Source organism: Alteromonas sp. AWM4_230 (assembly GCF_056158305.1).
In genome coordinates, this window is the sequence record NZ_JBSWTB010000001.1 from 2,913,398 (window position 1) to 2,928,747 (window position 15,350).

The window sequence follows — 15,350 nt, forward strand, 5'->3', positions numbered from 1 at the left end:
TCTAACATTGATGCGGATAATAATGTTATGATTACCAATGCTGCCTAGCATATGTATTACTACTTATATATTACACCAAGATACCATTACAATTTCAGGAATAAGATTATCTTTTCGTCTATTCGCCATCACCACCGTTCACAATAAGCGCGATATTGTATAAACGGTTTACCGCATGGTAGTTAATGGAGTTTTTAGGGTAACGCCCTTTACTACTAATTTTACCGGCCTCTTGCTCCATCAAAATAGTCAGCGCATCGTCCACGGTTTCTACCGTATAAATATGAAATAGCCCTTTTTTCACGGCGTCGATAACTGTGGCATCTAATACCAAGTTTATCGCATTCGATTTAGGAATAATAACGCCCTGCGTACCAGTTAGGCCGCGGTGCTGACATAAGTCAAAAAAGCCTTCTATCTTTTCGTTTACCCCGCCAACGGCTTGCACTTCACCATATTGGTTTATTGAACCTGTAATAGCCAAGGTTTGTAGGCATGGAATTTCAGTCAGCGCAGATATAAGCGCAACCAATTCGCCTAGTGATGCACTGTCGCCGTCTATATGACCGTATGACTGTTCTAATGCGATGTTTGCAGATAACGTTAACGGGAAGTGCTGAGCGTATTTATTACCTAAATAGCCGTTCAGCAACATAACCCCTTTAGAGTGTATGGGCTGTCCAAGCTCTACTTCACGCTCGATATCAACTACGCCACTTGCCCCGGCAAACACAGTAGATGTAATGCGTGCGGGTGTACCAAATGCGGTGTCGCCAATATCCAATACGGTTAACCCGTTGACTTTTCCTACCGCTTTGCCCTCAGTGGCAATAAGCACGTGCCCTTCTTTAATATCGTTTAAAAGCGTTTGACTAACGCGGCCTGTGCGACGTTTTTTGGCACTTAATGCTGTCTTTAGATGATCAAGTTCTAGCGTGTCGGCATTCGACTTCTTACAGAAATAGTAGGCTTCATTGACCAGCTCGATAACTTCAGCAAAATGCGCGGAAAGCTTTTCTTTGTGTTCCGCCATTCTAAGCGAATACTCTACCAACCTGCACATGGCATTAGCGGTTATACCCTCAAGCCCTAATGTATTAAGATGCGCACGCACCTTGCCTACAAAGTCGAAAAGTGCCTGTCGAGTAACAGGGATTTCTAAATCAAAATCGACTAGTACTCTGAATAGCTCGTCAAACTCATCATCATAATCTTGCAGGGTGTAGTACAAATCGCGGGAGCCTAACAAAACGATTTTCACATTTAAGTCGATAGGCTGAGGGTTGAGCGTGATGTTATTCACCATACCCACGTCTTGCTGGGGTAAATCCATGCGCAAGCGCTGAGACTTAATGGCAAGTTTCAGGGTATCCCACACAAAGGGCTGCTCTATTAGTTGGTCGACATCCAATAAAAGGTAGCCACCATTTGCCCGGTGCAGCGCACCTGACTGTATCATTCTGTAATTGGTAAATACGCTACCATGAATGTTGGTGTATTCAATTTTACCGAAGAGGTTTTGATAGGTAGGGTTCGGCTCGTAAATAACAGGTGCCGCATCGTCTAATTTATTTGATACCAATACATTAGGAAGAAACTGCTCTTCTAAAAATATCTTCTTATCAAAATCGTCACTCTTTTCCTCTTTTTGCTCTTCATTACGAATAACTAAGATAGCGTTAACCAAAGCGGTTTTAAGCTGTTTTAGATACTTCATAACCCCAAGCTCAGAGGCGTATTTGTGCTCAAACACTTTGATAAGCGGCTTAATCACGTGCTCTGCAGTCTTTTTGTCTAGCTCACGCAGACGCTCTGAGTTTTCGCGTTTCCACGTAGGTAAACTCAACAGACTTTCACTCAGTCTGTTTTCTAAGTCATCAATGAGCGTATAAAAGCCTTCTCGCTGCTCGTCAGTGAGCGATGCAAAATCAGTATCTCTTATCGGCTTGCCGTTGATGATGGGTGAAAACGTAATTGACCCACCCTCTTCGTAAAGGGCAACATCGTTAGCTTGTGCGTAACGCTCTACAGCATCTATAGCAGCGTCGTACTTTTGTTCAAACTCTCTGGAGATAGAGGCGCGGCGGCGCTGATAACCAGGGTTATCAAATGCAATAGGCAGTGAATCCAACACATCATCAATAAGTGCAGCCATATCTTTTTGAAATGCCTTGCCACCACCTGGCGGAAATTTTAGCGCTACAGGTTGGCGTTCATCATCGAAGTTGTTGATATAACACCAATCATCGGGTGCGCAAAGCTGTGCGACTTGGCGTTCAATGTAGTCTTTTACTAAAGTGAAACGCCCTGTGGCAGGCTCACCCATTACGTAAAGGTTGTAACCTTTGGTGTTAATACCTAATCCAAACGTGAGCGCTTCCCGTGCACGCTCTTGCCCAATAAAAGTCGCGTTTAGCGCTTCATCGTCTTTTAAGGCACTGTTTACCGCTCGGCGATTTATGGTAGGTGATAGCGCGTCTACATTTAACGCATATATATTAGTGTCTACAGACATGCCTGTTCTATTTTCGTTTCTTTACTTAAGTGAAACCCTAATTAACAGCACTGTCAAACGGTTAACTCTAATAAGGCAGCTTTACGTTGTTAATTGCACAACAAACAACCAGCTTGGCGTCTTAATGCATTGATTAACGCATAAGGAGCAGGCTCTAAGGTTTCTGTTCATATTGATACATAGAGAAACAAGGTGTAGCTTTTTAACAGCAGTAAGTGCGATACATAGTGAAATTTAGATTAGCAAGCAGCCAACACGAATAATAAAAAACAAAGGTCAGAACAATGACGACAATAACGAAAGCTAGCAAAACCGTGCTCTTTTCGAGTCTACTGGGTGCTATATTTTCTCCATTTTGCCTCGCTAAGGTAAATTATGCGGACAATTCTGGTTTTTCTATCACTAACGAAAGTGAAAGTATGGCCCCTATCGAAACAGTGTATTCTCACTTTATTCAACACGTGGATAAATGGTGGCCGAAAGATCACACTTGGTGGAAGGGTACGCTTAGTATTGATGAACAAGCCGGTGGTTGTTTCTGCGAAGTTACACAAACAGCAAGTGCGGCACACATGCAAATAAGCTATGTTGAGCCTAACAAAAAAGTGGTAATGACCGGCGGATTAGGACCTCTTCAAGAAATGGGCTTATCAGGTGCGCTCACTTGGGAATTCAGCACCGTAGAAGAAAACGCCTCATCGAACGATGATACAAAGCGCGAACCCTCACCAAAAACAAAGGTTACCCTTACCTACCACGCCTCTGGCAATATTCACTTCAACGGACAAAGAGCATCGAACGAGGACGCTGCCAATTTGGTCAAAGTTGTCGATAAAGTGCAGGCGCAGCAGTTAAATGCATTAACCGCCTTTAGCAATAAACAATTTAACGAATCGGATAAAGACAGCGCTAAGCGTTAATAGAAATGACCAAAAATAGGTCGCTATGTGAATTTTACGCGAAAGTTTAAGCAAGCCATCTTCGTTAACGCGCTTAAACTGCTGCATTAATGCTCACTTTTCATGCAAGCAGAAATAAATATTGCCTAGTTCAGTGTTAAGCTATTGAGGCATGGCTTAGCGCTGGGTTATTCTATTGGGCTATATGTATGTAAAGTGGGAAAATCCCACGTGCGGTTAAATGGCAAGAATGCAGGAGAGGTTTCAAATTCTCTTGTAAATCGTTCGCCTTGTGCCGCCCCATAAACGTTTTAACTTTTTAATGCGGAAGCCTAAGTTTCATGGCCGATAATCAGTACAATCCGAAAGACATTGAACAGCGTGTTCAGCAATACTGGGAAGATAACCAATCTTTTAAAGCAAACGACGATGTAGACAAAGAAAAATTCTACTGCCTGTCGATGTTCCCCTATCCTAGTGGCCGACTACACATGGGTCACGTGCGCAACTACACCATTGGTGACGTAATTAGCCGTTTCCAGCGTATGCAGGGTAAAAATGTATTGCAGCCTATGGGTTGGGATGCTTTCGGTCTTCCGGCGGAAAATGCAGCGATTAACAACAATACTGCACCGGCGAAATGGACATACTCCAACATCGATTACATGAAAAACCAGCTTCGCTCGCTAGGTTTTGGTTACGACTGGGACCGCGAAGTCACAACATGTAAATCTGATTACTACCGCTGGGAACAGTGGTTCTTCACACGCCTTTATGAAAAAGGCCTTGTGTACAAGAAAAATTCTACCGTGAACTGGGACCCTGTCGATCAAACTGTTCTGGCTAACGAGCAGGTAATCGACGGTCGCGGATGGCGTTCAGGCGCCCTAGTTGAACAAAAAGAAATTCCACAGTGGTTTATTAAAATTACTGACTACGCTGAAGAGCTTTTACAAGATTTAGAGCAGCTTGAAGAATGGCCGGATCAAGTACGCGCCATGCAAGCAAACTGGATTGGCCGCTCTGAAGGCGTGGAAATTACGTTTGACCTAGCGTCAGCGGTTAATGATATTGCCGATTTAACGGTATATACCACCCGTCCGGATACCTTCTACGGCGTAACTTATGTAGCAGTAGCGGCGCAGCACCCATTAGCTGAGTTTGCAGCGCAGTCCAATCCAGATTTAGCAGCCTTTATTGATGAGTGTAAGAACACCAAAGTTGCAGAAGCTGAATTAGCGACGATGGAGAAAAAAGGCTTTGCCACTGGCTTTGAAGTTATCCATCCACTTACTGGTGAAAAGCTTCCAATTTGGGTCGCTAACTTTGTATTGATGGACTACGGTTCAGGCGCAGTTATGGCAGTACCTGGCCACGACCAGCGCGACTGGGAGTTTGCCACAAAGTACGATTTGCCTATTAAGCAAGTTATTGCGCCGAATGCAGGCGATGAAGATAAATGCGACCTTTCAGCTTCTGCGTTTACAGAAAAAGGTAGCTTAATTAACTCGGAAAAATTTGACGGGCTTGAGTTCGATGCGGCATTTAACGGTATCGCTGATGAGCTTGAAAACAAAGGCTGTGGTAAGCGCAAAGTAAACTACCGTTTACGTGATTGGGGCGTAAGCCGACAGCGTTACTGGGGCGCACCTATTCCAATGCTTAATTTGGAAAACGGTGAATCGGTTCCGGTTCCTGCTGACCAACTGCCGGTTGTGCTACCAGAAGACGTAGAAATGAATGGCGTAACCTCGCCAATTAAAGCTGACCCTGAGTGGGCTAAGACTACATACAATGGTGAAGCTGCGTTACGTGAAACTGACACCTTTGATACCTTTATGGAGTCATCTTGGTATTACGCACGTTACGCAAGTGCTACCAATAACGATGCTATGCTTGACCCGACTTCAGCCAACTACTGGCTACCGGTAGATCAATATATTGGTGGGATCGAGCACGCCATTTTGCACTTGCTTTATTCGCGCTTCTTCCACAAATTGCTACGCGATGAAGGCTTGGTGAACTCTGACGAGCCATTTAAGCGCCTATTGTGTCAGGGCATGGTATTAGCCGACTCTTACTACCGTGAAGACGCGTCTGGTAAGAAAACTTGGTTCTCGCCTACTGAAGTAAGCACAGAGAAAGATGACAAAGGACGCATTGTTAAAGCGTGGCTAACAGCAGATGGCGAAGAAGTTATTCATGGCGGCATGACCAAAATGTCTAAGTCGAAGAATAACGGTATCGACCCGCAAGAAGTTATCGACTTATACGGTGCCGATACAGTCCGTCTATTCACTATGTTTGCAGCGCCACCAGAGCAAACCCTAGAGTGGGTTGATTCTGGCGTTGAAGGTGCAAACCGCTTCCTACGTCGTATCTGGAAGCTTGTTACCGAGCACGTGGAAAACGGTACGGCAGAAGCTATTGACGTTAAGTCACTGTCGAAAGACCAGCAGGCACTTCGCCGTGAAGTACACAAAACGATTGAGAAAGTGTCTGATGACTTAGGTCGTCGCCAAACCTTCAACACAGCAGTTGCTGCAGTAATGGAGCTTTTGAACCATCTTCAAAAAGCGCCACAAGAAAACGCTCAGGATATCGCTATTATGCGCGAAGCCTGTGAGTCAATCTTGTTGCTGCTTAACCCTATTACTCCGCATATTGCTCATGAGCTTTGGAAAGTACTAGGCCACAGTGAAGATATCGACTCAGCGCCATGGCCACAGGCAGATAAAGCAGCTTTGGTTGAAGACGAGAAACTTATTATTGTTCAGGTTAACGGTAAGGTTCGCGCGAAAATGACCATCGCAGCTGATGCAAGCAAAGAAACAATTGAAGCGTCTGCAAAAGAGCAGCCTAACGTTCAGCAATTTATCGAAGGTAAAACCATTCGCAAAGTGATTGTTGTTCCTGGCAAGCTTGTCAACATTGTAGCTAACTAGGTCAGATGGTAATGAAAAAGCACTTACAATTTGCAGTCGCTGTGTTAGCTACCGTTTGGGTTACAGGCTGTGGTTTTCATTTGCGAAGTAGCCCTAGCCTACCCGACGACATTAACACGGTTGCCATTGAAAGTGCTCGAGCACACGCGCCCCTTGCGCGTGCGCTCGATAAACGCCTTAACGTTTATGGTTTATCCAGTGTTAACGTGGATAAAACAACCCGCTCTAATCAACACGTAAACATTTACTTGCTACCAGAGAAGTTAGAGCGCCAGTTGCTGTCTGTTTATCCGTCAGGGCAAGTTGCCGAGTACGAACTTATTTACGTAGTTCGTTATCGTGTTCAATTCCCCGGTAAAGAAGCGGTAATGGCCCAATTTGAAGTGGTACGTGACTATCAAGACGATCCGGACCAAGTGTTAGCAAAGTCTCGTGAGCTTGAACTAATGTTAAGCGAAATGCGCAACGAGGCGGCAGATATCATGATTAGACGCCTTTCTAGTCAGGCAGTTGCTGCGCCTAATGTTTCGTCACTATAAATCAAATAGACACCAGAACTCTTCATGCAGATTTATCCAAACCAATTTAGCCAAGATATTTCTAAGGCATTACGTCCATGCTATTTGGTGTTTGGAGACGAGCCTCAGCAAAAATTTGAGGTTATCGAGCAAATTCGCGCTAAAGCAAAGACTAATGGTTTTGAAGAACGCACTGTGCTTGTTGCTGAAACAGGCTTTAACTGGAACCAGTTAATTGAAGCTACGCAAAGCATGTCGCTTTTTTCTAGCCAGCAGTTTATTGAATTAGAGTTACCCACAGGAAAGCCAGGCACTGAAGGCAGCAAAATGCTGCAAGAAGTCGCGGCGTCATTAAACCCTGATATTTTGTTGCTGGTTCACGGCCCCAAAATTGGCAAAGACGTGCAGCGCGGCAAATGGTTTAAAGTGCTTGATGATTTGGGCGCGTCGGTATTGTGCTACCCGCTAGAGGGCAAGCAGCTCAATGCATGGTTAAATCAGCAGTTAAATGCACACCAACTCTCCGTATCTGCGTCTGGCGCTAAGATGATTGCTGATTTCTGCGAAGGCAACATGCTTGCTGCTAAGCAAGAAATTGACAAGCTCGCCCTGCTCTATCCGCACCAGTCAATTACAGACGAACAAATTGAAAAGGCGATGGTCGACCAATCGCGCTTCAACGTTTTCCAATTGGTTGACGTTATGCTTAGCGGCGACAGTACTCGCTGCATAAAAATGCTATACCGATTAGAGAGCGAGGGTCTGGAGCCAAACATTATTATTTGGGCGCTGATTCGAGAGTGGGAGCAGTTATGGAAACTAAAACTAGCGCAGCAAAGCGGTGCCCCCATTCAGTGGCAAAAGTTTGGTATTTGGCGTAATAGACAAGGTTTTTATCAAAGTGCCTTGAATCGTCTGAGCGTCGCCCAGTTAGAAGATATCCAAAAAGCGCTGACCCAGTCAGATCATGCATTTAAACAAAATGTGATTGCTCGCCCTTACGTTGAAATGTGTCACTTGTGCATGATGTTTATGGGTATGGACCTTCGCGACATTCCACTGTTACAAGCATAATGGGCCATTCTAGGTGACTCTATCGCGCGCTTCTCAATCGAATCCTTCCGTGAAAGCTATTCTTGGCGGTACATTTAACCCGCCGCACAAAGGCCATATTGGTGCTGCACTGAAAGCCGCTGATGAAGTGGGTATTGAACATGTTTATCTAATGCCGTGCAAATTAGCCCCCCACAAGTCGGTAGGCGTTTCAGAAACCCACCGGGTAAGAATGATTGAACTTTGTGCCCAAAACAATGACAGACTTATTCCAGAGTTAATTGAACTGACGCTTCCGTCACCCTCTTATACGGTAAAAACACTGCGAGCGTTGAAAGAAAAAAGCAATGATACAATCTGTTTTTTCATTGGCGCAGATTCACTGTATAATCTGGATAAATGGTACGAGTGGGAAGACCTGCTCGATTACTGTCACTTAGTGGTTATGCGCAGAGACGACGAAGAATTTTCGCCGCCCCCTGCGATACAAGCTTGGTTAGATCGTCATGTGACTAACGATAAAAGTGTTATTCACACGAAGCCTTCAGGCCATGTAGTGTTGACCAACACACCACTGTATAGTGTTTCATCTACTGAAATTCGTGACGTACTAGCAGATGCTGCCACGTCTGACGAAGCGAATGCGCCAAACGCTTTAAAGGCTACTTCTGTCGAGTCATGGCTAGAAGAAAGCGTATTAGCCTACATAAACGAACATCAGTTATATAAAAGTTAAGTAAGTGAGGAAAGCTCTTGGAGAGTCAACAGCTCAAACAGTTTGTTAAAGATAAAATTGACGACATGAAAGGCCGTGATGTTATCGAACTAGACGTTCGCGGCAAATCAACAATTACAGATACCATGATCATTTGTTCGGGTAACTCTAAACGCCATGTATCTTCTATTGCTGAAAACGTAATGGTTGAAGCAAAAAATGCCGGCCATGCTCCTGGGAGTGTAGAAGGTAAAGAAACAGGTGAATGGGTTCTTGTGGATTTTGGTGATGTTATCTTGCATGTTATGCAGGACGAAACCCGTGACTTCTATCAGTTAGAAAAGCTGTGGGCGCAGTAATTTAGACGCTGGCTAGAAATACATAGCTACACGGTCGATAAAGGCCATACCTCATTAGCGTATGGCCTTTATTGTATAAAAGAAAAACTCATTCCTGCGGTAAGGGTACATTAAGTGCGTATACAAATTGTGGCGGTCGGAACAAAGATGCCAGCCTGGGTTAACACAGGCGTTGAAGAATTTATTCGTCGATTCCCCAGTGATATGCCGGTGTCATTTACGGAAATAGCCGCTGGTAAACGAGGTAAGAACGCCGATATAAAGCGCATTTTAGAGAAAGAAGGCGAGCAAATGCTGGCTGCTATTCCTAAGGGAAACCGCATTGTTACCTTAGAAGTAACGGGTAAGCCTTGGGACACCCCTACACTGGCTAAACAACTCGACAATTGGAAAATGGACGGGCGCGATGTAAGCCTTCTTATCGGCGGGCCTGAAGGATTGGCGCCTGAGTGTATTGCGGTGTCTGAGCAAAAATGGTCCTTATCGGCCCTCACGCTTCCCCACCCTCTTGTTCGCATTATCCTTACCGAAAGCCTATACCGCGCATGGTCGGTCACGCAAAACCACCCGTACCACCGTGAATAAGAAATCGCTACACTAATGCAAAGGAAGTCAATGCCTCGAAAACGACAAGCAATTCGCGATCATTCAGCTGAGGCGAACTTGTTCGCTCGCCGCGCGACTATCGCTTTTATTATCGTTGTTGCCATGTTGGGCATTGTGCTAAACAACCTTTATTCGTTACAGGTTACCCAATTTGAAGATTACCAAACCCGCTCTAACGGTAATCGAATCAAAGTTTTACCCATAGCGCCAAACCGCGGTCTTATTTACGACCGAAATGGCGTTCTTTTAGCAGAAAACCGCCCGGTTTTTAGCTTAGAAGTCATTCCCGAACAAGTCGATGATATTGATCAGACCCTTGCTGATTTAACCGAATTAATGGACATCACAAGTGATGAGTTAGAGCGCTTCCAGTCCACGCTTAAGGGAACCCGTCGATTTAAACCCGTAGCCCTTCGCACACAATTAAGCGAAGAGGAAGTTGCGTTGTTCTCTGCCAGTAAACACAAGTTTCCGGGTGTTCAAATTGAAGCCCGCTTAGCTCGTCATTACCCTTATAAAGAAACGCTTACCCATGCACTGGGTTATGTTGCACGCATTAACAAGCGAGACTTGCAAAAGCTTGTTGAAGCAGGACAAGAAGATAATTACGCGGCAACTCACGACATTGGCAAGTTAGGTATTGAGAAATACCACGAAGAACTGCTGCACGGTAAAGTTGGTTATCAGCAGGTTGAAGTAAACAATCAGGGCCGCATCATTCGGGTGTTGAGTGTTGAACCGCCGACGCCGGGCAAAGATATAGTGCTTAACTTAGACCTAGAGCTCCAATTAGAGGCTCAGCGAATAATAGAAGGTATGCGCGGCGCAGTAGTTGTAACCGATGTTAAAACCGGTGGCGTACTTGCCCTATACTCTAACCCCAGCTACGACCCGAATTTATTCGTGCACGGTATCAGCAGTAAAAATTATTCTGCGCTGTTGAATTCACCAGACCGGCCACTTATTAACCGGGCTACTCAAGGCCAATACCCTCCCGCTTCTACCATCAAACCTCATTTAGGTTTTGTTGGTCTTGAAGAAGGCGTTATTACAAAAGACTATACGGTTAACGATACAGGTCGATATAAATTACCCAATGTGTCCCACGTATGGCGTGACTGGCGTCGATGGGGCCATGGAAAAGTAGATGTCTCGAAAGCCATTGAGGTGTCTTGTGATACTTACTACTACGAACTGGCCTATAAATTAGGGATCGATAAAATTAGTGAGTCTATGTATGAATTCGGCTTCGGAGATTTTACCGGTATCGATCTTTATGAAGAATCTGACGCAAATATGCCAAGTCGAGGCTGGAAGCGCGCACGATTCAATCAGCCTTGGTACATTGGCGACACTATACCTGTAGGTATAGGCCAAAGTTACTGGACCACTACCCCTGTGCAATTGAACACATCAGTTAACACCTTAATCAATGTCGGCGAACGCTATATCCCTCAAATTATTCGTGGCTATATGAATACAGATAGCACTGTTGACCTTATCCCACTTAAGTCGCTTCGGCCTATAGAAATTAAAAACCGTGAAAATTTAGACGTTGTATTAAACGCCATGCGCGATGTGGTAAGTGGCGATGAAGGCGGAGCACGCCATGCGTTTGCAGACACACCATATGATTCAGCGGGTAAAACAGGTACAGCACAGCTCTTTACTGTTGGCCAAAATGAAGAATACGATGCGGAAAAAATAGATGAGCGCCTTCGCGACAACGCCATGTATGTGGGCTTTGCACCTTTCAACGATCCCGAGATATCAGTAACTGTGGTACTTGAAAACGTAGGTGGTGGTAGTAAGAACGCAGCGCCTGTCGCGCGTCAAATCATGGACTTTTATTTCAGAGATCGTGTCTTTGAAACTGTAAAAGCTGACTCGGCAAACAGTGATAATAAATTAGGGACAAACCAGTGAAACGAACCACCATAAACCCTAATAAAATAAGTTTTCTTCAGCGCATTCATATCGATGGCTGGCTGCTCGTTGGTCTACTAATGTTAAGCTGCGTTGGATTATTTACGCTCTATTCTGCATCTGGACAAGATATGGAGCAAATGGAGCGTCAGTTTATCAGACTGGGTTTTAGTTTTATCGTCATGTTCGGCCTAGCCCAAGCCCCTTTGGGCGTGTTTAGGTTTTTCTCAACCTATGCCTATGCTGCTGGTCTATTAATGCTTATAGCCGTATTGCTGTTTGGCGACATGGGTAAAGGTGCACAGCGCTGGCTCGATTTAGGCTTTATTCGTTTTCAACCCTCTGAATTAATGAAGCTTGCCGTACCCATGATGGTGGCGTGGTATATTAGTAAATTTACTATGCCGCCTCGCACCACACATATCATTGTTGGCTTTGGCCTAGTGGTTGTGCCCACCATCTTAATTGCTAAGCAACCCGATTTAGGAACTTCACTGCTGATTGCGAGTTCAGGCATCTTTGCCATATTTCTAGCAGGTATGAGTTGGCGTCTTATTTCAATAGTAGGCGGGCTTATTGGTGCATTTGCGCCTGTTATGTGGTTTTTCTTAATGAAAGACTATCAGAAGCAACGGGTTCTCACCTTTTTGAACCCAGAGAGTGACCCTCTCGGTTCGGGCTACCACATTATTCAATCTAAAATTGCCATTGGTTCAGGCGGGGTTGACGGTAAAGGATGGCTACAGGGTACACAATCGCAGCTAGAGTTTTTGCCAGAACGCCATACCGACTTTATTTTTTCTGTATTTAGTGAAGAATTTGGTCTTACCGGTGTCATGTGCCTAATGGCAATTTACATCTTTATTATCATGCGCGGTCTGATCATCTCCAGTCGCGCTCAAGATGCTTACGCGAAACTACTCGGTGGTAGTATCACCCTTACCTTTTTCGTTTACGTGTTTGTGAATATGGGCATGGTGTCCGGATTACTCCCTGTGGTAGGCGTCCCCCTTCCCCTAGTGAGTTTTGGTGGAACATCTATGGTGACTTTGATGGCAGGTTTTGGCATTCTTATGGCCATTGCTACTCAAAAACGTTTAATGTCTAGATAACTTGTATGTTGCAGCGCCTTTTTCCGGTACTTAATTTAGTTAATGCAAACGCAATTCGTGCAAGCTTGCGAAACGCAGGTTTTACGCACAAACACTTTATGCGTTGCAGCGTCGCTATATTTACCGCCGTTTTGTTAGTGGGGTGTCAAAGCGCGCCTTCTCAATCTAGCCGCTACACTCAAAAGCAAGATTCGGCACCAAAACACGTTGCCAAAAAGCCAGAAACATTAGACGCGGTACCCAAGTACGAAGCCTATCGCATGTTCAACAGCAGGCCCTACAAGGTGCTTGGTAAACACTATACCCCTATGAATGACGGTAAAGGCTATGAAGAGGTGGGCTATGCGAGTTGGTACGGTCAAAAGTTTCATGGTCACTTAACCTCAAACGGTGAAACCTATAACATGTTTGCTATGAGCGCAGCTCATAAAACACTGCCGCTTCCCTCTTATGTACGCGTAACTAATTTGGAAAACAACAAGCAAGCCATAGTTCGCGTTAACGACCGCGGTCCGTTTCACGATAACAGGATCATAGACTTATCTTACGCCGCTGCCGTGAAGCTTGGCTATCACAGTAAAGGTACTGCAAAAGTTAAATTGGAAGTTATCCATTTTGACGAACAAAACAATGTTACGGTAGGCAATAACCCAACGGTGACCTACGATGAGTACTTAGGCATAGCTGTAGCTCCTCCTTCAGAGGTAGCCAGTACGTCGCCTAAGCCCCCTCTCGATTCAGCGGCAGCTGATAAAACAGCAAGTATACCAAGCAGCAATACAGTGGCCGACGCTGTCTACATACAAGTTGCAGCACTCTCAAACGCGGAAAAAGCAAAATCCATATCCAACGTACTGTCGGCCTTGTATCAAATTCCCGCTCATTTGCCGGTGGCTGATAACATTTACAAGCTCCAGCTTGGGCCTATTCACGACGAAGCTGTCGTAGCAGAGGTGCTCGAGCAGTTAAAGCAAAACGGTTACCCTAACGCTTACGCAATTACACAAACGCTATAAACTGTTACTGAGTGATCAATAGCCCAGCTTTTTTGCGCGGAGATGTTCTTACCCGTTGAAGGTTGCCCCACAAATAATTAAGAACTTGTTATCTTGCCAATGTCTTCCCGTTTATAAAATCAACGACATTGTGGCAGCTTTGTGTCATTCAGCAGGCAATATCACGGTTTCTTCGTCTTATCCCTACTATCCCTTAAACTTTTTTGATAAAACCTAGTCTTATATGCAGCCTTTCGTTAAGATCTCTTATTGCCCCACTAAAATATGGGTAAATAGTCAGAGTTCGGATACGAACTGGATAAAAGCTAAAATTGGGTAGCCATGTTTTAAGGTATTCGCTTCGCGGTTATCGCAACAACAAGGTAAGCTTTAACTCACACGGATAAACGGTCAAAGAAATTAGAACCATGCTCAGAATAATTCAACGCGCTAAACCGTCATTACTTTCATTTGCCTTTTTGGTAATGGGGACATTACTGCATACAGCTAACGCTGCGGTAGTGACACCGCCAGCCCCCACTGTAGCTGCAGAAGGTTTTTTACTTACCGACTATGAAACCGGTAACGTTATTGCTTCAAAAAACGCAGATATGCAACTTGCGCCAGCAAGCTTAACCAAAATCATGACAATTTATGTCATTGGTAAAGAGCTTCAAGCGGGCAACATTAGTCTAGACGATGAAGTCACTATTTCTGAGAATGCATGGGCAAAGAAATTCCCAGATTCATCAAAAATGTTTATCGAAGTAGGTACGCAGGTTTCTGTAAGTGATTTGCTTCGCGGTATTGTTGTGCAATCAGGAAACGATGCCTGTGTTGCAATGGCCGAACACGTTGCAGGCTCGGAATCTGCGTTTGCTAGCATGATGAACGCTCACTCAGCATCACTTGGTATGACAAGTTCTCACTGGGTAAACGCACACGGCTTGCACGACCCCGACCACTACACTACACCACGTGACATGGCTGTTTTGTCTCGCGCGCTTATTGCTGAGACACCAGAAATGTACAAAATCTACAGCGAAAAAGAATTTACCTATAACGGTATTAAGCAATACAACCGCAACAGCCTACTGTGGGATAAAAGCTTAAACGTTGATGGTATCAAAACTGGCCACACGTCAGACGCGGGTTACAGCTTAATTACTTCAGCGGAACAAGGCGGAATGCGCCTAATCTCAGTAGTTATGGGTACAGACAGCGAACGCGCGCGTAAGGTAGAAAACAAGAAGCTGCTTAAATACGGCTTCCGTTTTTACGAAACACTTACGCCATATGAAGCTGGCCATAGTTTTGTAGCCCATCGTATCTACATGGGTGATAGAGAAACCGTAGACCTTGGAATTAACCAATCTACCCCCATTACTATTCCGCGCGGTCAGGCGGCAAACTTAGAAGCTAACTTTGAGCTTGACGACAAGCTAGAAGCACCACTTGCAAAAGGCCAAGTTGTGGGGAAACTTTACCTACAGCTAGATGGTGAAGATGTAGCGAGTTACCCTTTGGTAACACTTCAAGAAGTAAAAGAAGGCAGCTTCTTTAACCGCGCTAAAGACTACATTATGCTTCAGCTAGGTTTTGACGACGAGTAAGTTACCATACTGAAAACGTTAAAAAGCTAGTTGTGAAGCGGCCAGATTTGTTACAATCTGGCCGTTTTTTTATATGATATTTTAAGTACCAAGG

12 protein-coding genes are annotated in these 15,350 nt (G+C 44.8%); 11 read left to right on the forward strand and 1 reads right to left on the reverse strand.

Features of this window, described 5'->3' with window-relative positions; translation table 11 throughout:
- Window positions 1-118: 118 nt before the first annotated feature.
- Window positions 119-2,515 (reverse strand): Lon protease family protein, encoded by a 2,397-nt coding sequence (locus ACXACS_RS12560; RefSeq protein ID WP_474807016.1) that lies wholly within the window; start codon window positions 2,513-2,515, stop codon window positions 119-121.
- Between the two features lie 284 nt (window positions 2,516-2,799).
- Here ACXACS_RS12560 and ACXACS_RS12565 point away from each other — a divergent pair, with 284 nt between their 5' ends.
- The 11 genes from ACXACS_RS12565 (at window position 2,800) to ACXACS_RS12615 (ending at window position 15,256) form a co-directional block, all read left to right on the forward strand.
- Window positions 2,800-3,435 carry an SRPBCC family protein gene (locus ACXACS_RS12565; RefSeq protein WP_474807018.1) on the forward strand — a complete coding sequence of 212 codons (636 nt, stop codon included), beginning with the start codon at window positions 2,800-2,802 and terminating at the stop codon, window positions 3,433-3,435.
- A 320-nt stretch (window positions 3,436-3,755) separates the two neighbouring features.
- Window positions 3,756-6,359: a leucine--tRNA ligase gene (gene leuS, locus ACXACS_RS12570; RefSeq protein WP_474807020.1), complete on the forward strand. Its 2,604-nt coding sequence runs from the start codon at window positions 3,756-3,758 to the stop codon at window positions 6,357-6,359.
- A gap of 11 nt (window positions 6,360-6,370) precedes the next feature.
- Complete coding sequence (locus ACXACS_RS12575) at window positions 6,371-6,898, forward strand: LPS-assembly lipoprotein LptE (RefSeq protein ID WP_474807022.1); 528 nt, start codon at window positions 6,371-6,373, stop codon at window positions 6,896-6,898.
- A gap of 24 nt (window positions 6,899-6,922) precedes the next feature.
- Window positions 6,923-7,951 (forward strand): DNA polymerase III subunit delta, encoded by a 1,029-nt coding sequence (gene holA / locus ACXACS_RS12580; RefSeq protein ID WP_474807024.1) that lies wholly within the window; start codon window positions 6,923-6,925, stop codon window positions 7,949-7,951.
- 49 nt (window positions 7,952-8,000) lie between these two features.
- A complete protein-coding gene (gene nadD / locus ACXACS_RS12585; protein WP_474807026.1) occupies window positions 8,001-8,666 on the forward strand; it encodes a nicotinate (nicotinamide) nucleotide adenylyltransferase in 666 nt (221 codons plus the stop codon).
- A gap of 17 nt (window positions 8,667-8,683) precedes the next feature.
- Entirely contained in the window at window positions 8,684-9,004 is a 321-nt protein-coding gene (gene rsfS, locus ACXACS_RS12590; protein WP_118495087.1) for a ribosome silencing factor, read from the forward strand.
- Between the two features lie 114 nt (window positions 9,005-9,118).
- Entirely contained in the window at window positions 9,119-9,589 is a 471-nt protein-coding gene (gene rlmH, locus ACXACS_RS12595; RefSeq protein WP_474807028.1) for a 23S rRNA (pseudouridine(1915)-N(3))-methyltransferase RlmH, read from the forward strand.
- Window positions 9,590-9,619: 30 nt separating this feature from the next.
- Window positions 9,620-11,536: a penicillin-binding protein 2 gene (mrdA, locus tag ACXACS_RS12600; RefSeq protein ID WP_474807030.1), complete on the forward strand. Its 1,917-nt coding sequence runs from the start codon at window positions 9,620-9,622 to the stop codon at window positions 11,534-11,536.
- A complete protein-coding gene (gene rodA, locus ACXACS_RS12605; RefSeq protein ID WP_474807032.1) occupies window positions 11,533-12,648 on the forward strand; it encodes a rod shape-determining protein RodA in 1,116 nt (371 codons plus the stop codon). Before mrdA ends, rodA begins: the two co-directional genes overlap by 4 nt.
- 98 nt (window positions 12,649-12,746) lie before the next feature.
- A complete protein-coding gene (locus ACXACS_RS12610; RefSeq protein ID WP_474809267.1) occupies window positions 12,747-13,664 on the forward strand; it encodes a septal ring lytic transglycosylase RlpA family protein in 918 nt (305 codons plus the stop codon).
- Between the two features lie 407 nt (window positions 13,665-14,071).
- Entirely contained in the window at window positions 14,072-15,256 is a 1,185-nt protein-coding gene (locus ACXACS_RS12615; protein ID WP_179983315.1) for a D-alanyl-D-alanine carboxypeptidase family protein, read from the forward strand.
- Window positions 15,257-15,350: the final 94 nt, after the last annotated feature.

Excerpts from the sequence above, each read along its gene's own strand:
- ACXACS_RS12560 (WP_474807016.1), bottom strand. The coding sequence starts at position 2,515 with ATGTCTGTAGACACTAATATATATGCGTTAAATGTAGACGCGCTATCA.
- ACXACS_RS12565 (WP_474807018.1), top strand. The coding sequence starts at position 2,800 with ATGACGACAATAACGAAAGCTAGCAAAACCGTGCTCTTTTCGAGTCTA.
- leuS (WP_474807020.1), top strand. The coding sequence starts at position 3,756 with ATGGCCGATAATCAGTACAATCCGAAAGACATTGAACAGCGTGTTCAG.
- ACXACS_RS12575 (WP_474807022.1), top strand. The coding sequence starts at position 6,371 with ATGAAAAAGCACTTACAATTTGCAGTCGCTGTGTTAGCTACCGTTTGG.
- holA (WP_474807024.1), top strand. The coding sequence starts at position 6,923 with ATGCAGATTTATCCAAACCAATTTAGCCAAGATATTTCTAAGGCATTA.
- mrdA (WP_474807030.1), top strand. The coding sequence starts at position 9,620 with ATGCCTCGAAAACGACAAGCAATTCGCGATCATTCAGCTGAGGCGAAC.
- ACXACS_RS12610 (WP_474809267.1), top strand. The coding sequence starts at position 12,747 with ATGCGTTGCAGCGTCGCTATATTTACCGCCGTTTTGTTAGTGGGGTGT.
- ACXACS_RS12615 (WP_179983315.1), top strand. The coding sequence starts at position 14,072 with ATGCTCAGAATAATTCAACGCGCTAAACCGTCATTACTTTCATTTGCC.